We start from the raw sequence: 20,959 nt of genomic DNA, 5'->3' as shown, positions 1-20,959 counted from the left end.
ACTCCTTTTGCCGCCGTAGTTGTTATTTGTTATGGAAATAACCATCTTCGATGGTGACTTTGAGAACCACTTTTTTGACCGCGTTATTGCAGATAAACCGATATGCTTCATGGATATCGCAAATAACGATTTGCCCTTCATGGACCTCAACGGCTTCTCCGCAGCCTTTTAAATATTCACGGTCAGTTTCATCACGATAATATTCCACTACCTGTAACGTCTCTTTCGGCGCATATTCAATTTTTTGCTGCCCTTGCAGGTAGTAATGCACTTCAAAATAGCGACGATGCCCGGTAAATAGCGCATCGGTCGCGGAGTCTGTCTCCACGCGGTAAGTCAATGAGTCACCGATGGAGTGGGCGACGCCAGGCTGAATGTTGTCGATATTTTCAATCGCTTCAACGCAGCGTTGCCACTTCTTGCCAGAGGCGTAAATCTGGCGGAACTGTTCTAAGTTATCGATGATCCTCATTGCTTATTCTCGCTGTGCAAATTCGTGGAAAAGAACCCTGCGCCGAACTCATACGACGCCAGGCTTTGCGCGGTAGCTTCTCCGCCAGAAACCGGCAGCAACGTAAAGCCGTAGCTGAAGTCACGGAACCAGACGCGCCAGGAGTCCAGCACCTCGCTGCCCCAGGAGTTGGAGCCGAGGCCAAGCAACTGGTGGTCAAGATTCAGGGTGATGTCATCACTGCGCTGCAGCTCATTACAGTGCTGGGCCGCGTGGATGTTTTCCTGGGTATAGTGCCAGGCGCTGAAGTTAATTGGGCGCTGCGGAACCACCAGCAGACCGTTGCCGTGGCGGTTAGTCAGTGCTGTCCAGCGGACATGCTGACGGTTGCCGTTGTTCTGCGGGAAGGGATAGTTCTCGAACATGGCATCGACGGTGCTGCGCCAGATATCGATGATGTTAGCCTGCTGGCTGTCGGCGTAGTTTTCGCCCGGTCCACGACCGTAATACGTCACCTGGTCGTATTCGCCGTTAATCCCCATGGTGAAACCGATGCACGGAATGATGTGCGGATAGTCGCCGTAACGCTCGCCGGAAAGCGCCACGTTAACCTGGCCATCGGCAGCGATGCGCCAGATGTAGGTGCAGCGCATCCCGAAGTCAAACACCGGCGGGGCAATAACCGTGCGGCTGATGATCAACACTTCATCATCACTTTGCTCAATGACAAAGTCGCGCAGATGTTCCTGCATGATCTGCAAATGATTCGGTTGCCACAGTCCTTCGTACTCCTGCTTGTGGTTGTCGATCATTGGTTTGAAGAAATTGATCTTTGGCTCGCGGGTCAGCAGCGACTCGCCATTCACTTTCCAGGATGTCGGTTTACCACTCGTTTTTGAGAAGGTGATCGCAAAGTTGTAGCCGCGAACAGTACAGCTCAAACGATCGTCTTCCAGTGTCAGCGGACGCGCATTATTCGGCGCGAAAGGCACTGGCTGCGCGGTGTTTTCCTTCAGCGGGAACTGATACGTGGCGATAGGGTGTCCGGCTTCGCTGTAGCGGGTGCGGGAATCTTTGGTCACCGTAATGTTGAGAAACGCTTCGCGGGCGTCCAGCTGCGGCAGCGTGATCTGCAAGGGGGCTTCGCTGTTCGGTGCAACGTCGCGCAATTTAATCTGCTGCGTCGCGAGCGTTTCACCTTCGGCGCGCACTTCTACGTGCAGGGTGTAGTCATCAAGCGTGGTAAACCACAGTTTATTTTCGACTTTCAGCTCGCCGCGAGTCAGATCCAGCGCGTGGATTTTTACCGGCGCAATAACCTGTTTGTACTCTTTCAGGCCTGGTCCCGGCGTCTGATCGGAATAGATCAAACCATCAAGACAGAAGTTATAGTTGTTGGGATAGTCGCCGTAATCGCCGCCGAATTTATACCAGACGTTGCCGTTGTCATCCTGCGCCTGGATCCCGTGGTCGCACCACTCCCAGACATAATGTCCCTGAATGCAATCGTGCTTATAGAAGACGTTCTGGTATTCCGTCAGCCCACCAGGTCCGTTCCCCATTGCATGAGCATATTCACAGATGATGCGCGGCTTCGGATGCGGGTATTCACCAAACTCATTCATCAGCGGCACGCGGGTGTACATGGTGGAAATAATATCGACCACTTCAGCATCGCGATCTTCTTCGTAGTGCACCAGTCGCGTGTCATCCAGCGCCTTCGCTGCGTGGTACATCGCGCGGATGTTACAGCCGTAGCCGGATTCATTGCCCAGCGACCAGATGATGATCGACGGATGGTTTTTCTGCGCGTGAATATGGCGAACAATGCGCTCGACGTAGACTTTTTCCCACTGTGGATCGTCGGTAATACGGCTGATATCGCCGACATTAGCAAAGCCGTGCGATTCGACATCGGTTTCCGCCATCACAAACAGGCCGTAGATATCACACAGTTCGTAAAAACGCGGATCGTTGGGGTAGTGAGCGGTACGCACGGAGTTGATGTTGTGCTGCTTCATCAACTGGAGATCTTTTTCTACGCGATCCATTCCAACGGCGCGGCCTTTGCGATGATCGTTGTCGTGGCGGTTGACGCCGTGCAGCATCACATAACGGTTATTGATCCAGAACAGACCGTCGCGCACTTTGATATCACGGAAGCCAACGCGTTGTGGCACCACTTCCAGAACGTTGCTGTCGGCGTCTTTCAGCGTCATGACCAGATGGTAAAGATAAGGGGATTCTGCTGACCATTGCTGCGGCTGTTCGACGGTAAAGGCAAAGCGGGCGCTGGTCAGTTTTTCAATTGCCAAATGATCAATGGCGCTGCTGTGCACCACACGCTCGCCGTCGAACAGGGTATATTCCAGCGTCGTGACGACAGGGGCGGCGGCGAGATTTTCCAGTACCACTTCGCAGGACAGCGTGGCATCGCAATAGGCTTCGTCAAAGTCGGTGCGCACGGTGAAATCGTTAATATGCGTGAGTTGTTTTCCGATCAGATAAACATCGCGGAAGATCCCCGCTGACCACCACATATCCTGGTCTTCCACGTAGGTAGAGTCCGCCCACTGCATCACGCGTACACACAACAGGTTGTCGCCGGTTTTAACCATCGCGCTGATGTCAAACTCTGCGGTCAGGCGACTGCCCTTGCTGAACCCCACATACTGACCGTTAACGTAGACTTCAAAATAGGTTTCGACGCCGTCAAATTTAATCAGGGTCTGTTTACCCTGCCAGCCGTCGCTGAGGGTGAAAATACGTTGATAGGCACCGGTTGGGTTATCGCTGGGGACAAACGGCACATCGATGGGGAACGGAAAACCTTCGTCGGTATATTGCAGTTTGCCGTGACCTTCCATTTGCCACATGGCGGGGACGGTAATATGCCCCCAGTCAGCCATTAACTCAGAGGTGAAGGCTTCTGGCACTTGCAGCGGATGGTCAAAAAAGTGGAAATTCCACTGACCGCTTAAGGGCAGAAACAGGCTGCTGGTTTCACGGGCAAAAGTACGCGCCTGCGCAACAGAGTCATATGAAAAAAAGTACGCACGCGGAGCAAGTCGGTTTTCGTGGGTGAGCTGAATGTTTTCCCAGCGATTCATAGGGCCTCCCGGTAGAGAGAAATCGGAACCATTCATGGTGATGGTAGTTTGTGTAATTGCTGGGGAGTTTAGTAAAATTTTTACTAAAATGTAGCAAGTAAATGCATTTACTTTAACTGGATCACGAAAATAAACGGCAGCACTGTCCGGCAAAAACGATTGCCGGACAGTGTGTAAGGGGATTTAACGGGTCGTGCCGCGAAGTTTTAATTTGCTGGGAACGAAGACTAACAGCGGCAGCGCGCGACCATCGCGGGCTTTTTCATACACCAGGTTAACGCCCTGGCTTCCCATCATTTCGGAATGGATGCGCACGGTGGAGAGCGGTGGAAAGGTAAATCGCGCGGTGGGGATGTCGTTCACGCTGATAAGAGAAATATCTTGTGGGATGTTCAGACCACGTTCATGAATTGCCCGCAGTACGCCGATAGCAATGGAATCGGAAGCAACAAACAGTGCCTTCGGATAGTCTTCCCGCGCCAGCATCTGTTTTGCCAGTTCATAGCCCGACGAACTGGAAAAACCGCCGCGCCAGATATCCTCTTCGCGTACCACTTGTTTCAGTCGGCCATATTCCGCAAAGGCGACCTCACGAATATCCGCCTTGCCAGGCAAGTCCTCGCCGCCAATAAAACCAATGCGATTAACGCCCTGATCGATATAGAAGTCGATGATTTCTTTACTGATGCGTGCCAGATCGATATCTACTGCATCGTAATTACTGCCGGGTTCGTGAAAGTCGATAAAACAGATATTGTCGGTCAACGCGCTGGCAGCGGCGCGCAGGGCGGGCGTGGGTTTGCCGACAATTAAAATACCGGTGACGTTTTTAATGTCTGGTAAGCCGCTGTGTTCATAACAATTGGTCAGTTCGATCGCCAGCTTTTCGCACTGGGTTTCAATGCCGTGGCGGATCGCCAGATAGTAAGGATCGTTGATCTCCAGCTCCTGCTGGTAGCTGTAGATAGCCAGAATATGGTGTTGGTTGACTGCACCTGTCTGGAGTTTACGGGCACTACTGGTCTTGTACTCCAGCTTTTCGGCGATCTCGAGAATGCGATGTTTCGTCTCTTCTTTCACATTCAATGTCGGATCGTCATTTAAGACCCTGGATACTGTCGCCAGGGATACGCCAGCTTCGATTGCGATGTCTTTTAGTGTTGCCATGTTTACCTTTTTTACTTTCCCTGATGTGCGCCCCCATTGTAGAGGAAGTGCTTATCGGGTCACCTGTTTTCAGTAAATAAAGCGCGTTTCTTTGACGCTGTAACGGTAACACAGCGGCTTACGAATGTGATCACGCCTGCATTCTCCATTTTTAGCCTACAGGATTGAGAAAAACTTTTGCTATAGTTTAGTAAAATTTTACTCGAAGGGAGGAAGCAATGGAAACCGTGGCTTACGCTGATTTTGCACGTCTGGAAATGCGCGTCGGAAAGATTGTGGAAGTGAAACGCCATGAAAACGCCGACAAGCTGTACATCGTACAGGTTGATGTGGGTGAAAAAACGCTGCAAACCGTGACCAGCCTGGTGCCGTACTACAGCGAAGAAGAGCTGATGGGGAAAACGGTGGTGGTCTTATGCAATCTGCAAAAAGCGAAAATGCGCGGTGAAACGTCGGAATGCATGCTGTTGTGTGCGGAAACCGATGACGGCAGTGAAAGCGTGCTGTTAACGCCGGAGCGGATGATGCCTGCGGGCGTACGCATCGTATAAAAAGATCGGATGGCGACGTCGTATCGCCATCCGATTTGATATTACACTTCTTCGACACTTACTCGCATGGCCGCCAGCGCCTTACGCGCCGCTTTGATCACCAGTTCACACTGTTCAATGGTCAGTGTCAGTGGCGGTTCAATGCGGATCGTTTTGGCGTTATTGAGCGTTCCGGCCACCAGTACGCGCTGGCGGAACATCTCGCTGGCAAAGTTATAGCCGATTTCGTTATCAACAAACTCAATCGCCATCAACATCCCTTTACCACGCGCTTCCTGTACCAGATCGGGATATTCCCGCGCCAGTTGACGGAAACCGTCCAGCAACATATCGCCTTTTTGTTCTGCCTGAGCCGGTAAATTCTGCTCCAGCAACACATTGATGGTCGCCAGCGCCGCCGCACAGGCCAGCGGGTTGCCGCCAAAGGTGGTGGTATGCAGGAACGGGTTGTCGAACAGGACAGAGAACACCTCTTCAGTGGCGATGGTTGCGCCAATCGGCATCACGCCGCCGCCGAGGGCTTTTGCCAGACACAGGATGTCCGGCTGTACGTTCTCATGTTCGCAGGCAAACATCTTGCCCGTGCGCCCCATGCCCGTTTGTACTTCATCGAGGATCATCAGTGCGCCGAACTCATCGCACAGCTTACGCACGGCGGTGAGATAGCCCGGCGGCGGCAGAATTACGCCACCTTCGCCCTGAATCGGTTCGAGGATCACCGCAGCCACATCATCACCGGTTTTTTTGCACTCGTTAAGAGCCGTACGCATGGCTTCGATATTGCCAAACGGTACATGACGGAAGCCCGGCAGCAGTGGCATAAACGGTTTGCGGAAGGTCGATTTCGCCGTGGCCGACAGCGCGCCAAGTGATTTACCGTGGAACGCGCCGCTGGTGGCAATAAAAGTAAATTTGCCGCGCGGCGACTGATAAGCCTTCGCCAGTTTCAGCGCCGCTTCCACGGACTCGGTGCCGCTATTACAGAAGAAGCTGTATTTCAGTTTACCGGGCGTTAGCGCAGCAAGAGTTTTCGCCAGCATCGCCCGTAACGGATCGAGCAGCTCCTGGCTGTGCAGCGGTTGTTTCGCAAGTTGATTCTGTACGGCGGAAACCACAACTGGATTACGGTGCCCCACGTTGAAAATTCCAAAACCTCCCAGGCAGTCGATAAACTCCTGTCCCTGGGTGTCGACAAGCGTATTTAAACCTCCCGCTTGCCACTCTACGGCTCCGTAATCCCCGCCGGCGGTAACAGATTTGCGATACTCTAAAAACCCCGGATTGACATGCTCTTTGAAGTATTCAATCACTTCTCGGTTAAGTGCTTTCATCTCCTCATGATCCAGCGTTCGCTTCTCAATGAGATTCAGGGCGTGGGCGCTGCACGCTAAAGCCGATGCGCTCGAAGGTAACCTGTTCAAAATATGCTCCGGAGGCTCGCGTATCACATGATACCGATTTAAGTATTGCAGGGATTGCGCCACTCCGGCTGCGATCGCGAAAATCGGGATAAACACAAATCGCACTATCATTTGTGTAACATTTAATGCTAAATGTTAACTGTTGTCGTTATTTTGCACGATTTTATCGGGGGTGAATTTTGCTATCGCTGCGCAAATGCACTCTTTCAGGGCAATAAATGCCTGATTTTTGGGCAAGATAATTAACGGCTTCGGATAATAACAGAGTGAAAGTATTTTAAATCAATGGATTAGAGCTTGTGCTTAGATCGCAAATTGCGATCTAAATCAAATTAAAGTGCTAAAGATAACCGCGCCGGGGCCGACATAACCTCCGACAAGAAGTTAACAACCATATAACCTGCACAGGACGCGATTATGTCTTCTCATCCGTATGTCACCCAGCAAAATACCCCGCTGGCTGACGATACTACCCTGATGTCCACTACCGATCTGCAAAGCTATATCACCCACGCCAATGATTCTTTTGTACAAGTAAGCGGCTATACCTTGCAGGAGTTACAGGGCCAGCCGCACAAGATGGTGCGTCACCCGGATATGCCAAAAGCGGCGTTTGCTGATATGTGGTACACCCTGAAAAAAGGGGAACCCTGGAGCGGTATCGTGAAAAATCGCCGCAAAAATGGCGACCATTATTGGGTACGTGCGAATGCGGTGCCGATGGTGCGCGAGGGCAAAATTAGTGGCTATATGTCGATTCGCTCCCGGGCGACGGATGAAGAGATCGCGGCGGTAGAGCCGCTGTATAAGGCGCTGAACGCTGGACGTACCAATAAACGTATGCATAAAGGGCTGGTGGTACGTAACGGTTGGTTGGGAAAACTGCCGTCATTACCGCTTCGCTGGCGAGTGCGTGGGGTGATGACACTGATGTTTATCGTGCTGGCGGCCATGCTCTGGTTTGCCGCTGCCCCGGTGGTGACGTATTTCCTCTGTGCGTTAGTGATGTTGTTGGGAAATGCCTGTTTTGAATGGCAAATTGTACGCCCGATAGAAAATGTCGCCAGCCAGGCACTGAAGGTGGCTACCGGAGAACGTAATAGTGTTGAGCATTTGAATCGCAGCGATGAGCTGGGGCTGACATTACGCGCGGTAGGGCAACTTGGCCTGATGTGTCGCTGGTTGATTAATGATGTCTCAAGCCAGGTTTCCAGCGTCAGAAACGGTAGTGAGGCGCTGGCAAAAGGCACTGATGAACTGAACGAGCATACTCAGCAGACGGTAGATAATGTCCAGCAAACTGTAGCGACCATGAACCAGATGGCGGCGTCGGTGAAACAGAACTCAGCCACAGCATCGGCTGCCGATAAACTTTCTATCACCGCCAGTAATGCGGCTGTGCAGGGCGGGGAGGCGATGACCACGGTGATCAAGACGATGGACGATATCGCCGACAGTACCCAGCGCATTGGCACCATTACTTCGCTGATTAACGATATTGCGTTTCAGACCAATATTCTCGCCCTGAATGCGGCGGTGGAAGCGGCGCGTGCCGGAGAACAGGGCAAAGGTTTTGCAGTGGTGGCAGGGGAAGTGCGTCATTTAGCCAGCCGCAGCGCCAATGCTGCCAACGATATCCGCAAGCTGATTGATGCCAGTGCTGATAAGGTGCAATCCGGTTCGCAGCAGGTACACGCCGCCGGACGGACGATGGATGATATTGTGGCGCAGGTAAAAAACGTCACGCAGTTGATCGCCCAGATTAGCCATTCAACGCTGGAACAGGCCGATGGGCTTTCCAGCCTGACCCGTGCGGTGGATGAACTTAACCTGATCACGCAGAAAAACGCCGAGTTGGTGGAAGAGAGTGCGCAGGTGTCGGCGATGGTGAAACACCGCGCCAGCCGACTGGAAGACGCGGTGACGGTGCTGCATTAATCGGTATGCCGCATCCGGCGGTTGGCGATTAATCCAGTTGCGTAATATCAAAAGCGGCGCGGTCGATCACCGCAATGATCTTTTTTATCTGCGCGTCGCTGATGTCGCTCTGATTGACGCGTAAATCCAGCACCGCTTTAAAATTATCCAGCGCCCGCTTCATTTGCGGGTTCTGGCGCAGCGCAGCGCCAACGCAACGCGCTTTGATGCGTTCTTCAATCATCTCCACCTGTTCGCGGTTTTCTTCCAGCCACTGTGCGCCCTGTTCGGTCAGCGCAATCTGCTTCTTACCACCTTCCTCTTCGCGGATGGTAATCAGTGACTGCTCCTGCAGAAAATCCAGCGTCGGGTAGATGACGCCTGGGCTTGGGGTGTAATTCCCCTGGGTCAGATTCTCAATCGCTTTAATCAACTCGTAACCGTGGCTGTCATCGCGCGAGAGAATATCCAGAATCACCAGACGCAATTCACCGTGACCAAAGAAACGTTGCCGACGACCGCCGCCGCGACTGTGGCGCCCCCCGCAGCATTGACCGTGTTCATGCTGGTGACCGTGTCCGCAGTGCTCGTGTTCTGACTTCTCACCTTTGCAGCAGCCTTCATGGCGTGGCTGGCCTTCATGTTTACAACACCCTTCGTGATGATGGCTCATATCAGCCTCCTTTTGCTTAATTAGATATATCTAATTTATATCTGATGTGAGAGTTCTTGCAAGTGTAAAAATGATTTTTAAACGCAGATGTACTCAACATCCAGGCCGGATAAGGCGTTCACGCCGCATCCGGCAGCCTTGCTATGGCGCTGAATGCCTTCACATACTTCAGATATATCAGTTCTACAAATCGCTTGCATTTATCATGATTAACAATCATTATCATTTGCGAAATTTATTTAGATATATCTGATTACCATCACGAAGGCGATAACAATGAATAACTCCCCCCGCTACCCGCAGCGCGTTCGCAATGATCTGCGCTTCCGTGAACTGACTGTGTTACGCGTTGAGCGCATCAGCGCCGGTTTTCAGCGCATTGTCCTCGGCGGCGAGGCGCTGGACGGCTTTACGTCGCGCGGCTTTGACGATCACAGCAAACTCTTCTTTCCTCAATCTGACGCTCACTTTGTGCCGCCAACAGTAACGGAAGAGGGGATCATCTGGCCGGAAGGACCACGCGCACCGTCGCGTGACTATACGCCGCTGTATGACGAACAACGCCATGAACTGGCGATCGATTTCTTTATTCACGACGGTGGGGTCGCCAGCGGCTGGGCGATGCAGGCGCAACCGGGTGATAAACTCACGGTGGCAGGACCGCGCGGTTCGCTGGTGGTGCCGGAAGATTACGCGTATCAGCTGTATGTTTGCGATGAGTCCGGGATGCCCGCACTACGCCGCCGCCTGGAAACGTTGAGCAAACTTGCTGCTAAACCGCACGTTACCGCGCTGGTCAGCGTGCGGGATAACGCCTGTCAGGATTATCTCGCGCACCTTGATGGTTTTAATATCGAATGGTTGGCACATGATGAGCAGGCGGTAGATGCGCGTCTGGCGCAGATGCAAATCCCTGCCGATGATTACTTCATCTGGATAACCGGCGAAGGGAAGGTAGTGAAGAATTTAAGCCGTCGCTTTGAAGCGGAACAGTATGACCCTCAACGGGTACGCGCAGCGGCTTACTGGCACGCGAAGTAACTGATATATGAAAAGAAAAAGGCTGACGATTTCTCGTCAGCCTTTACTGTATTTGGTGGCCCCTGCTGGACTTGAACCAGCGACCAAGCGATTATGAGTCGCCTGCTCTAACCACTGAGCTAAGGGGCCATGGTAGCGGATTATAAAGTAACTCCGTGTCGCAATCCAGCCATTACCGCGCGCCTGCTGTTTTTATAAACAATGTGTTTTCAATTCGTTATACTTTCCCCAGATTGTGTTGTTCAGGGGTTAATATGGTTGAAGATATTATTGCACCAGGGTTGCGCGTGGTGTTTTGCGGCATCAATCCGGGGCTTTCATCTGCGGATACTGGCTTTCCTTTTGCTCATCCGGCGAACCGTTTCTGGAAGGTGATTTATCAGGCTGGGTTTACTGACAGACAGTTGAAGCCGCAGGAGGCGCAGCATCTGCTGGATTATCGTTGTGGCGTCACCAAACTGGTTGACCGTCCAACGGTGCAAGCTAATGAAGTTTCAAAGCAGGAGCTGCACGCAGGCGGGCGTAAGTTGATTGAAAAAATTGAAGATTATCAGCCTCAGGCGTTGGCGATTTTGGGCAAACAGGCCTATGAGCAGGGATTCAGCCAGTGCGGCGCACAGTGGGGGAAACAAACGCTCACTATTGGTTCGACGCAGATCTGGGTACTGCCAAATCCCAGCGGTTTAAGTCGAGTTTCTCTGGAAAAACTGGTGGAGGCGTATCGGGAACTGGATCAGGCACTGGTGGTGCGTGGGCGATAAAAAACGCCACCGAAAAGGTGGCGTTTGTGCAAAGGGACAAGTGCCGGATGTGGCGTAAACGCCTTATCCGGCTACCGATTAATCGTCCAGGAAGCTACGCAGTACTTCAGAACGGCTCGGGTGACGCAGTTTACGCAGCGCCTTCGCTTCGATCTGACGGATACGTTCGCGGGTAACGTCGAACTGTTTACCCACTTCTTCCAGCGTATGGTCGGTGTTCATGTCGATACCAAAACGCATACGCAGAACTTTCGCTTCACGCGCGGTCAGGCCAGCCAGCACGTCGTGTGTTGCCGCACGCAGGCTTTCGGTGGTCGCAGAATCCAGCGGCAGCTCGAGGGTAGTATCCTCGATGAAATCACCCAGATGCGAATCTTCATCATCACCGATCGGCGTTTCCATGGAGATTGGCTCTTTGGCGATCTTCAGCACTTTGCGGATCTTATCTTCCGGCATCAGCATACGTTCAGCCAGTTCTTCCGGCGTCGGCTCGCGGCCCATCTCTTGCAGCATCTGGCGAGAAATACGGTTGAGCTTGTTGATAGTCTCAATCATATGCACCGGAATACGAATGGTGCGCGCCTGATCCGCGATAGAGCGGGTGATCGCCTGACGGATCCACCAGGTTGCGTAGGTGGAGAACTTGTAACCACGGCGGTATTCGAACTTATCAACCGCTTTCATCAGGCCGATGTTACCTTCCTGAATCAGGTCAAGGAACTGCAAACCACGGTTGGTGTATTTCTTGGCGATAGAAATAACCAGACGTAAGTTTGCTTCAACCATCTCTTTCTTCGCACGGCGGGCTTTCGCTTCACCGATGGACATGCGACGGTTGATATCTTTAACCTGCTCGATGGTCAGGCCGGTTTCTTCTTCAATCTGTTGCAGTTTCTGCAGGGCGCGATGTACTTCTTCAGAGACATCGTGCAGTTTTTCCGACCACGGCTTGTTCATCGCAATTGCCGCATTGAACCAGGTATCGCTGGTTTCATTGCCGGTAAACAGGGTGATGAAGTTTTTCTTCGGCATTTTGCACTGCTCAACGCAGAGCTTCATGATCAGACGTTCTTGCGTACGAACGCGGTCCATCATGACGCGCATGCTGTTGACCAGGTAGTCAAACTGCTTCGGCACCAGGCGGAACTGTTTGAACACTTCAGACAGTTTCAGGATCTCTTCCTGAGCGGCTGCATGGCTACGGCCTTTCGCTTTGATGGTGTCACGCGTTACAACGTACTGAGCGCGCAGTTCCGCAAATTTTTCACGAGCCAGTTCCGGGTCGATGCTGTTGTCATCGTCGGCGGTATCGTCGTCACCATCTTCTTCGTCTTCATCTTCGTCATCGTCCAGATCTTCCTGGGAAAGCTCAGAGCCGACGTGAGTGGCGGTTGGTGCCAGATCTTCTTCTGCGTTCGGGTCAACAAAGCCGGTGATCAGATCGGACAGACGCGCTTCTTCTGCTTCCACACGATCGTACTGTTCCAGCAGATAGGTGATCGCTTCCGGGTATTCAGCAACGGAGCATTGAACCTGGTTGATCCCGTCTTCAATACGTTTAGCGATGTCAATTTCGCCTTCGCGGGTCAACAGTTCAACGGTGCCCATTTCACGCATGTACATGCGTACCGGGTCAGTCGTGCGCCCGATTTCAGATTCCACGCTGGAAAGCACCTGCGCGGCGGCTTCGGCAGCATCTTCGTCCGCGGTGTTTTCAGCCAGCATCAGATCATCGGCATCCGGTGCTTCTTCCATCACCTGAATGCCCATGTCGTTGATCATTTGGATGATGTCTTCGATCTGATCTGAATCGACGATATCTTCCGGCAGATGGTCATTGACCTCGGCATAGGTCAGATAGCCTTGCTCCTTACCACGGGTGACAAGAAGTTTCAGCTGTGACTGCGGGTTTTGCTCCATAAGACGGTATCCACACTTATTTCATGAGGTTGGTGTTGGGCGATTGACCCGATGTCCTTCAGGTGTTAACGCTGAAATCCAACGGCTGTTTACCGCCAACGATAATTACGAGGGCGTACTTATATATTTGCCGCTGCCTCTCAGTGCGGCTGTCGGGGGCTTCCCGATCGCTATTCGGCACTTAAGCCGTTAAATCACTTTTTCGCCAATTCCTGGTTCAATGTCCAGAGTTCCAGGCGTTCTTCGTTGCTTAAACCATGCGTGCGCTCACGAGCGATTAACTCTTCTTGACGCAGTTCAAGCAGCGAATCAAACATATGGTTGAGTGAGTCGGTGAAGGTTTGCTCAGCAATATTCTTATCTGCTATATCGTCCCACATCGACAGTTTTTCAAGGGTGGCAGCATTATTTGTACCACGATAGTGCTCTAAAAGTTGCCCGGTGGTCAGACCTGGCTGAGAGAGACAAGTGTTGACCAGTTCTCTGAATAAGCCAAGTCCAGGGAGCTTATTTTCATCCAGATTCTCAAGCGGCGGGACCAACGTCGCTAATTCTGGATTTTGCACCAGCAACCCTATAAGTATACGCATGGTCGTGCGTTTTAGCTGCGGAACAGGACGAGAAACGCCGCTCTCTGCCGCTTTTGGCATTAATCGTTCAAGCTGGCTGTCATCAAGTATGCCTAACTTATTGCCTAATTCCTGACGAAGATATATTCGCAGCGTTTCGCCCGGCACCTGCGATATCAATGGCAGTGCCAGCGTACTCAAACGCGCGCGCCCGTCTGGGGTGCTCAGATCAACTTGCGGCATCAGGCTGTTAAACAGAAATGCGGAGAGCGGCATCGCCTGCTCCATCCGCGCTTCAAACGCCTCTTTACCTTCTTTGCGCACCAGCGTGTCAGGGTCTTCGCCATCAGGCAAAAACATAAAACGTAGCTGACGACCGTCTGTCATGTAAGGCAGCGCCGTTTCCAGCGCTCGCCAGGCGGCATCGCGACCTGCGCGGTCGCCGTCATAACAGCAAATGACATTGTTGGTTGCGCGGAACAACAGCTGTATGTGATCGGCAGTGGTTGACGTACCCAGCGACGCAACGGCGTAATTAATGCCGTATTGCGCCAGCGCAACTACGTCCATATAGCCTTCGACCACAAGCAGACGATTGGGTTCAGCGTTATCCTGCTGCGCTTCATAAAGACCGTAAAGCTGGCGGCCTTTATGGAAAATATCAGTTTCCGGCGAGTTCAGGTACTTGGGGGTATCGTTGCCCAGCACGCGCCCGCCAAAACCAATCACCCGACCGCGTTTATCGCGAATAGGGAACATCACCCGCTCGCGGAAACGATCGTAACTGCGACCCTGATCGTTAGTGACCAACATACCCGCATCAATCAATGACTGACGATTTTCTGGATTGCCACCAAACCGTTTCAGGACGTTGTCCCAGCCGGGGGGCGCAAAACCAATCGCAAAGCGGGCGATAACCTCGTGGCTTAATCCGCGTTTTTCCAGATACTGGCGCGCAGACGTGGCAACAGGTTGCTGTAAAGATTGTTGGTAAAACGTATTCAGACCATCCATCAACTGATAAAGCGTTTGCCGTTGATGGCGCTCGATCTGGCTGGGGCCGCTGCCTGCTTCAAATGGCACTTCAAGATTGTGCATTGCCGCCAGCTCTTCGACCGTTTCGACGAACTCGAGCTTGTCGTAGTTCATCAGGAAGTCGATCGCGTTGCCGTGCGCGCCACATCCAAAGCAGTGGTAAAACTGTTTCTCACCGTTAACGGTGAATGACGGGGTTTTCTCGTTGTGGAATGGACAACACGCGTGGAAATTCTTGCCCTGCTTTTTCAGCTTCACACGGGCATCGATCAGATCGACGATGTCGGTGCGTGCCAGCAGATCATTAATGAATACGCGTGGGATTCGTCCAGCCATAGGCCCCGATTTTTAGCAATTCATAAACGAAAATAAGCCGCGCATTCCTTTCGGAAGCACGGCCTTACAACTACAACTCGGTCTGATCGGAGAGCAACGCTCTCGAGGAATTAGTACAGACGAGTGCGGCGTGCGTTTTCGCGAGCCAGTTTCTTCGCGTGACGTTTCACTGCAGAAGCTTTAGCGCGCTTACGTTCGGTAGTCGGTTTTTCATAGAACTCACGACGACGAACTTCCGCCAGAACACCTGCTTTTTCACAGGAACGCTTGAAGCGACGCAGAGCTACGTCGAACGGCTCGTTTTCACGTACTTTAATTACCGGCATGTGCCTCTCACCTTTGATTAATTCGGTTTGCCGCTGGCATCAACGCCAGCTTATTTCAAAATGGTGCGGAATTTTACTGCAATTGCTGCTGCTTTGTAAAGCACCGCGGCCTCTTTTGAAAGGGACTTTTATAAGGGTGGGGAGTATACACGAGGCTTTATCCAGGGGCGAACAAAGTTTTACATCAACCCGCATTGGTCCTACACTGCGCGGTAATAAAGCGAGGTAAAACAAGTCATGCGTGTACTGGGTATTGAAACTTCCTGCGATGAAACTGGCATCGCCATTTACGACGATGAAAAAGGTTTGTTAGCCAACCAATTGTATAGTCAGGTGAAATTGCACGCTGACTACGGCGGCGTCGTGCCTGAACTGGCTTCCCGCGATCACGTGCGTAAAACCGTACCGTTGATCCAGGCAGCGCTGAAGGAGTCTGGTTTAACGGCAAAAGACATTGACGCTGTGGCCTATACCGCAGGTCCTGGATTAGTCGGCGCGCTGCTGGTTGGCGCGACCGTGGGGCGTTCTCTGGCGTTTGCCTGGGACGTTCCGGCGATCCCGGTACACCATATGGAAGGGCATCTGTTAGCGCCGATGCTGGAAGATAACCCGCCAGAATTTCCGTTTGTCGCGCTGTTGGTTTCCGGCGGTCATACGCAGTTAATCAGCGTGACTGGCATTGGTCAGTACGAGCTGCTCGGCGAGTCTATCGATGATGCCGCCGGGGAAGCGTTTGACAAAACCGCAAAGCTGCTGGGGCTGGATTACCCAGGCGGGCCGCTGCTGTCGAAAATGGCGGCTCAGGGTACTGCCGGGCGCTTTGTCTTCCCGCGCCCGATGACCGACCGTCCGGGGCTGGATTTCAGCTTCTCTGGCCTGAAAACCTTCGCCGCGAACACGATTCGTGACAACGGCACCGACGACCAGACGCGTGCTGATATCGCCCGCGCCTTTGAAGATGCGGTGGTCGATACGCTGATGATTAAGTGTAAGCGTGCGTTGGATCAGACGGGCTTTAAGCGACTGGTAATGGCAGGCGGCGTGAGTGCTAACCGCACGCTGCGGGCGAAACTGGCGGAAATGATGAAAAAACGCCGTGGCGAAGTGTTCTACGCGCGTCCAGAATTTTGTACTGATAACGGCGCGATGATCGCCTATGCCGGAATGGTGCGGTTTAAAGCAGGCGCGACGGCGGATCTCGGCGTTAGCGTGCGCCCGCGCTGGCCGCTGGCGGAGTTACCGGCTGCGTAAGGAATGTATCAGCCTGTGAAAAGGATAAGCGCAGGCTGAAAGATTTTATTCAGGATCTTTTTCGCGCTTTCTTTTTAGCTTGGTCCAAATTTTTGTCTCCTGGTGACGCCACAGACGCTGGATGTTGTCATGATGACGCAGCAGGATCAGGCAAGAGAGCATCGAAACCGGGAAGGTGAATTGTGGCTTGAACCACCAGACATAAAACGGAGCAATCAGCGCGCTGACAATCGCACCCAGCGACGAATATCCACTCAATAGCACGGTAAGCAGCCAGGTCCCCGCCATCACGCCCGTTAAATCCCAGCCGATCGGAGCAATAGCGCCAAAAGCGGTGGCAACGCCTTTTCCCCCTTTAAAACCGAAGAAAACGGGCCAGATGTGTCCAAGACAGGCGGCAATCGCAATTAATCCCAGCCAAAATGGGCTGACGCCTAATTCATATGCTCCCCAGACAGGCAACATACCTTTTAGAACGTCAAAGATCAGCACTGCTACGGCTGCTCCTTTGCCACCCATGCGTAAAACGTTGGTCGCGCCAGGATTACCGGAGCCGCTGGTTCGCGGGTCGGGCAAGCCACAAAGGCGGCAAACCAGAATGGCACTGGAAATGGAGCCGCAGAGGTACGCGATGAGGATCATTCCAGGCGCGATTGCACTCATAAGCTGTTCCGTTTTGAAAATTCGTGTTCAACGATGAATCTGTGGATAATACGCACATTTCGCCGGAAGTGGTATCCGGTTAGCCAAAAAGCAGGCAGGACGTGATGGATATTGTATTTATAGAGCAACTTTCGGTAATCACCACTATTGGTGTTTACGACTGGGAACAGACCATCGAACAGAAGCTGGTGTTCGATATCGAAATGGCGTGGGATAACCGTAAAGCGGCGAAAAGTGATGATGTGGCGGATTGCCTCAGTTACGCTGACATTGCAGAAACGATAGTCAGCCACGTCGAGGGGGCGCGTTTTGCACTGGTGGAACGCGTGGCGGAAGAAGTGGCGGAACTGCTGTTAACTCGCTTTAATTCGCCATGGGTTCGCATCAAACTTAGCAAGCCAGGCGCAGTGGCGCGGGCGGCGAATGTTGGCGTAATCATTGAGCGTGGCAATAATCTGAAAGAAAATAATTAATTTTACAGCTGTTAAACCAAACGGTTATATCCTGGTCATACTGCAGTAGTTCGGACAAGCGGTACATTTTAATAATTTAGGGGTTTATTGATGAGCGATATGCACTCGCTGCTGATAGCGGCAATATTGGGTGTGGTCGAAGGATTGACAGAATTTCTGCCGGTATCCAGCACGGGCCATATGATTATTGTCGGTCACTTGTTGGGGTTTGAGGGCGACACGGCGAAAACCTTTGAAGTCGTGATCCAGCTAGGATCAATTCTGGCGGTAGTAGTGATGTTCTGGCGGCGTCTGTTTGGCCTGATTGGCATTCACTTTGGTCGCCCGTTGCAGCACGAAGGAGAAAGCAAAGGTCGTTTAACGCTGATCCACATTTTGCTGGGGATGATTCCGGCGGTGGTACTGGGGCTGTTGTTCCACGACACGATTAAATCATTGTTTAACCCGATAAATGTCATGTATGCGCTGGTTGTCGGCGGTTTGTTGCTGATTGCCGCCGAATGCCTGAAGCCGAAAGAGCCGCGTGCGCCGGGTCTGGATGATATGACCTATCGCCAGGCGTTTATGATTGGCTGCTTCCAGTGTCTGGCGCTGTGGCCGGGATTCTCTCGCTCCGGGGCGACCATTTCAGGTGGGATGCTGATGGGGGTGAGCCGTTACGCGGCTTCTGAGTTCTCGTTCCTGCTGGCGGTGCCGATGATGATGGGCGCAACGGCGCTTGATCTCTACAAAAGCTGGGGCTTCCTGACAACCGGCGATATCCCGATGTTTGCTGTTGGGTTTATCACTGCCTTCGTAGTGGCGCTGATAGCGATTAAAACCTTCCTGCAATTGATTAAGCGCATTTCGTTTATCCCGTTCGCCATTTATCGCTTTATTGTGGCGGCTGCGGTGTACGTCGTGTTCTTTTGATGTGAAGAATAGTGTCGGATGCCTGGAATTGTCCACGATTGCGTAGGCCGGATAAGGCGTTTACGCCGCATCCGGCAATCAACGCCTGATGCGACGCTTGCGCGTCTTATCAGGCCTACAACCGTCGTTGACATGCAGCCGGAGAAGGCGTTTACATCGCATCCGGCAATCAACGCCTGATGCGACGCTTGCGCGTCTTATCAGGCCTACAACCGTCGTTGCATGTAGCCGGATAAGGCGTTCACGTCGCATCCGGCAAAGTGCCCAACACTCACTCAGGCTTTGGGCAACGCTGTTCCTTCCAGCTGGCTACCGCTGCAATTCGTCGGCGGGTCAGCTCTTCGCGAATCTCTACACCTTTAAATCCTGCTTCAACGACGGCTTTTGTCGGCACTGACTGCGCCACTTCCCAGGCTTCGCGCAACCAGCGGCCTTGCGGGTAGTCCGCCGATTCAAAACCGGTTCTGCCGCGCACGTCTGCCTCGCTGGTCAGCGCCAGTTGCTCTACACGTTGCGGCTTACGCCAGGCGTCAATGGAATCGAATAATTTGACGATGGTTTTCGGGTTCAGCATGGGGAAGGTATGAATGAGATCGTGAAACTCAGCCACCAGTTTGGCTAAGTCACGAATTTCATTAGGCACACGCAGACGTTGGCACAGTTGTTCCACTAATTTCACACCCGCCGGACCGTGACCGTGATGACGCGGCCAAAGCTCTGGCGGCGTCAGCCCTTTACCGAGATCGTGGCATAACGTCGCGAAACGGACATCGACCTGCGGACTTAGCATCGCCGCCATGGAGAGCGTCATTAAGGTATGAATCCCGGTGTCGATTTCCGGATGCCATTTGGCGGGGGCCGGAACGCCGAACAGGGCGTCAATTTCCGGGAATAAAACGCGCAGTGCGCCGCAATCGCGCAGCACCTGGAAGAACACTTGTGGATTGCGGGTGGTGAGGGCGCTTTCCGTCTCTTTCCACACCCGTTCAGGCGTAAGATGTTCCAGTTCGCCCGCGTGGGTCATTTCGCGCATCAGCGCCAGGGTTTCATCAGCAATACGAAAACCAAGGTGGGCATAACGCGCAGCAAAACGCGCTACGCGCAGCACGCGTAGCGGATCCTCGCCAAAAGCGGGGGAAACATGGCGTAACAGACGATTTTGCAGATCGCCCAGACCGTTGTACGGGTCGATAATCTCACCGTTATCGTCCTGGGCCAGCGCATTAATGGTCAGATCACGACGCTTAAGATCATCTTCCAGCGTGACATCCGGTGCGGCATAGCAGGTAAAACCGGTGTAACCGGAGCCGGATTTCCGTTCGGTACGTGCCAGCGCATACTCTTCATGCGTCTGCGGATGCAGAAAAACAGGAAAATCGCGGCCTACCTGCTGGTAGCCCGCGTCGAGCATCTCCTGTGGCGTACTGCCGACCACCACCCAATCTCTGTCTTTGACCGGTAGCCCTAACAATGCATCCCGTACCGCACCACCGACCAGATAAATCTTCACGCCATCTTCCCTTCGTCAAATACACAATTCCTAATAATAAGACAGTGCAACGAAGAAGGCGATTTAGTTCATCCAGCGATCTTTGCGTTTGCGCGTTGGGATCAGGTGCGGTAATACCAGTCCGAGCAGCAAGCCAAGACCCAGTACACCGCCGCCATACATAAACCATTGCATGATGATGGTGCGCTGTTTGTCATCTAACTGCACGCTGGCGGCATCGACCTTTTTCTGAGCGACAATCAGTTCGTTTTTCAGCTTCTGATTTTCTTCTTTTAACCCGTTGATCACGCTGTCGCTCTGCGCCACTTTTTGCTGCATTTCAGCAGTGCGCTGATTCCAGGTGTTATCAATATTGGTGAGCTTATCGGTCAGCGTTTTGACCTGATTTTCCAGCACCGGTACACGAGTGCGCAGGCTTGGCTCGGTATTAAGTTCTTTTAACGGGATCCAGGCGGTACGGCCGGAGCTGTCTTTCACCTGGGCATAATTGGTGTTGGCGTCAGTTTGTAATAAGGTTACTTCCTCGCCCGCGTTAACTGTGCCCACGAGGCGATAATTATCCCCCGGACCACTGCGGACCCAAGTGTTCAGTTCGTCAGAAACATAGCGCTTTTCTTCGGCGTGCGAGACGGCAGTGGCGCTAAGTGCAAGTATAGTTAATCCGATCAGGCGTAATTTTGGCATCAGGCTGTCGTTATTGTCTGGGAAAAGTGGAACGATAGTAGTGGCATCAGTGTCGCTACGCAAAGCATTCGCTATCAATCGGAATCCTCTGTGTCAGGTCTTGCCACAGCTTCAATCTTTTACGCCCGTCAAATTGCCCGTTGCATGGCAATTTGGCGCAAAATACTATCTACTGACAAAAAAGATCG

At 52.6% G+C, this 20,959-nt stretch carries 18 protein-coding genes and 1 tRNA gene; 7 read left to right on the top strand and 12 right to left on the bottom strand.

Annotated elements, in window-relative coordinates:
- Positions 1–22: 22 nt before the first annotated feature.
- The 3 genes from FEK43_RS01505 to ebgR form a co-directional block, all read right to left on the bottom strand.
- Complete coding sequence (locus tag FEK43_RS01505) at positions 23–472, bottom strand: beta-galactosidase subunit beta (protein WP_001219950.1); 450 nt, start codon at positions 470–472, stop codon at positions 23–25.
- Positions 469–3,561, bottom strand: a complete 3,093-nt coding sequence (gene ebgA, locus FEK43_RS01500) for a beta-galactosidase subunit alpha (RefSeq protein ID WP_135407909.1) — start codon at positions 3,559–3,561, stop codon at positions 469–471. The genes FEK43_RS01505 and ebgA overlap by 4 nt, the downstream gene beginning before the upstream one ends.
- Before the next feature lie 183 nt (positions 3,562–3,744).
- Entirely contained in the window at positions 3,745–4,728 is a 984-nt protein-coding gene (gene ebgR, locus FEK43_RS01495; protein ID WP_130210420.1) for a transcriptional regulator EbgR, read from the bottom strand.
- Positions 4,729–4,946: 218 nt separating this feature from the next.
- On the opposite strand from ebgR, the gene FEK43_RS01490 reads away from it, so the two are divergent.
- Complete coding sequence (locus tag FEK43_RS01490) at positions 4,947–5,279, top strand: tRNA-binding protein (RefSeq protein WP_000450588.1); 333 nt, start codon at positions 4,947–4,949, stop codon at positions 5,277–5,279.
- A 41-nt stretch (positions 5,280–5,320) separates the two neighbouring features.
- Here the strand turns inward: FEK43_RS01490 and ygjG are convergent, their stop codons facing one another.
- Positions 5,321–6,700 (bottom strand): putrescine aminotransferase, encoded by a 1,380-nt coding sequence (gene ygjG / locus FEK43_RS01485; protein ID WP_130210422.1) that lies wholly within the window; start codon positions 6,698–6,700, stop codon positions 5,321–5,323.
- Positions 6,701–7,117: 417 nt separating this feature from the next.
- Between ygjG and aer the strand changes: the two genes are divergently transcribed.
- Positions 7,118–8,638: an aerotaxis sensor receptor Aer gene (gene aer / locus FEK43_RS01480; protein WP_130210424.1), complete on the top strand. Its 1,521-nt coding sequence runs from the start codon at positions 7,118–7,120 to the stop codon at positions 8,636–8,638.
- A 28-nt stretch (positions 8,639–8,666) separates the two neighbouring features.
- On the opposite strand, the gene nfeR is transcribed toward aer, so the two are convergent.
- Positions 8,667–9,290, bottom strand: a complete 624-nt coding sequence (gene nfeR, locus FEK43_RS01475; protein ID WP_085451965.1) for a DNA-binding transcriptional regulator NfeR — start codon at positions 9,288–9,290, stop codon at positions 8,667–8,669.
- A gap of 276 nt (positions 9,291–9,566) precedes the next feature.
- Between nfeR and nfeF the strand changes: the two genes are divergently transcribed.
- On the top strand, positions 9,567–10,331 hold the full coding sequence (gene nfeF, locus FEK43_RS01465; RefSeq protein WP_135407905.1) for an NADPH-dependent ferric chelate reductase NfeF: 765 nt from the start codon (positions 9,567–9,569) through the stop codon (positions 10,329–10,331).
- Positions 10,332–10,384: 53 nt separating this feature from the next.
- Here the strand turns inward: nfeF and FEK43_RS01460 are convergent.
- Positions 10,385–10,460, bottom strand: a tRNA-Ile gene (locus FEK43_RS01460).
- Between the two features lie 125 nt (positions 10,461–10,585).
- On the opposite strand from FEK43_RS01460, the gene mug reads away from it, so the two are divergent.
- Positions 10,586–11,092 carry a G/U mismatch-specific DNA glycosylase gene (mug, locus tag FEK43_RS01455; RefSeq protein WP_135407902.1) on the top strand — a complete coding sequence of 169 codons (507 nt, stop codon included), beginning with the start codon at positions 10,586–10,588 and terminating at the stop codon, positions 11,090–11,092.
- 78 nt (positions 11,093–11,170) lie between these two features.
- On the opposite strand, the gene rpoD is transcribed toward mug, so the two are convergent.
- The 3 genes from rpoD to rpsU all read right to left on the bottom strand — a co-directional run bounded on the left by rpoD (position 11,171) and on the right by rpsU (position 15,278).
- Positions 11,171–13,012 (bottom strand): RNA polymerase sigma factor RpoD, encoded by a 1,842-nt coding sequence (gene rpoD, locus FEK43_RS01450; RefSeq protein WP_064529606.1) that lies wholly within the window; start codon positions 13,010–13,012, stop codon positions 11,171–11,173.
- A 194-nt stretch (positions 13,013–13,206) separates the two neighbouring features.
- The gene (gene dnaG, locus FEK43_RS01445) at positions 13,207–14,952 is read right to left on the bottom strand and encodes a DNA primase (RefSeq protein WP_000918827.1); all 1,746 of its coding nucleotides are present in this window, start codon (positions 14,950–14,952) and stop codon (positions 13,207–13,209) included.
- 110 nt (positions 14,953–15,062) lie between these two features.
- Positions 15,063–15,278, bottom strand: a complete 216-nt coding sequence (gene rpsU, locus FEK43_RS01440; protein ID WP_001144069.1) for a 30S ribosomal protein S21 — start codon at positions 15,276–15,278, stop codon at positions 15,063–15,065.
- A gap of 237 nt (positions 15,279–15,515) precedes the next feature.
- Here rpsU and tsaD point away from each other — a divergent pair, with 237 nt between their 5' ends.
- Complete coding sequence (tsaD, locus tag FEK43_RS01435; RefSeq protein WP_001264352.1) at positions 15,516–16,529, top strand: tRNA (adenosine(37)-N6)-threonylcarbamoyltransferase complex transferase subunit TsaD; 1,014 nt, start codon at positions 15,516–15,518, stop codon at positions 16,527–16,529.
- A 45-nt stretch (positions 16,530–16,574) separates the two neighbouring features.
- On the opposite strand, the gene plsY is transcribed toward tsaD, so the two are convergent.
- Positions 16,575–17,192 (bottom strand): glycerol-3-phosphate 1-O-acyltransferase PlsY, encoded by a 618-nt coding sequence (gene plsY / locus FEK43_RS01430; protein ID WP_135407900.1) that lies wholly within the window; start codon positions 17,190–17,192, stop codon positions 16,575–16,577.
- A gap of 104 nt (positions 17,193–17,296) precedes the next feature.
- On the opposite strand from plsY, the gene folB reads away from it, so the two are divergent.
- On the top strand, positions 17,297–17,665 hold the full coding sequence (gene folB / locus FEK43_RS01425) for a bifunctional dihydroneopterin aldolase/7,8-dihydroneopterin epimerase (RefSeq protein ID WP_130260136.1): 369 nt from the start codon (positions 17,297–17,299) through the stop codon (positions 17,663–17,665).
- 90 nt (positions 17,666–17,755) lie between these two features.
- Entirely contained in the window at positions 17,756–18,577 is an 822-nt protein-coding gene (gene bacA / locus FEK43_RS01420; RefSeq protein ID WP_001305111.1) for an undecaprenyl-diphosphate phosphatase, read from the top strand.
- 271 nt (positions 18,578–18,848) lie between these two features.
- On the opposite strand, the gene cca is transcribed toward bacA, so the two are convergent.
- Positions 18,849–20,087 (bottom strand): fused tRNA nucleotidyltransferase/2',3'-cyclic phosphodiesterase/2' nucleotidase/phosphatase Cca, encoded by a 1,239-nt coding sequence (cca, locus tag FEK43_RS01415; RefSeq protein WP_105281388.1) that lies wholly within the window; start codon positions 20,085–20,087, stop codon positions 18,849–18,851.
- Positions 20,088–20,150: 63 nt separating this feature from the next.
- The gene (locus FEK43_RS01410) at positions 20,151–20,771 is read right to left on the bottom strand and encodes a TIGR04211 family SH3 domain-containing protein (RefSeq protein WP_130210468.1); all 621 of its coding nucleotides are present in this window, start codon (positions 20,769–20,771) and stop codon (positions 20,151–20,153) included.
- Positions 20,772–20,959: the final 188 nt, after the last annotated feature.

Origin of the sequence: Escherichia sp. E2562 (assembly GCF_005781075.1) — a bacterium.
Taxonomy (GTDB): domain Bacteria; phylum Pseudomonadota; class Gammaproteobacteria; order Enterobacterales; family Enterobacteriaceae; genus Escherichia.
The sequence above is the reverse complement of the archived record's forward strand: the minus strand, read 5'-3'. Positions and strand labels throughout refer to the sequence as shown.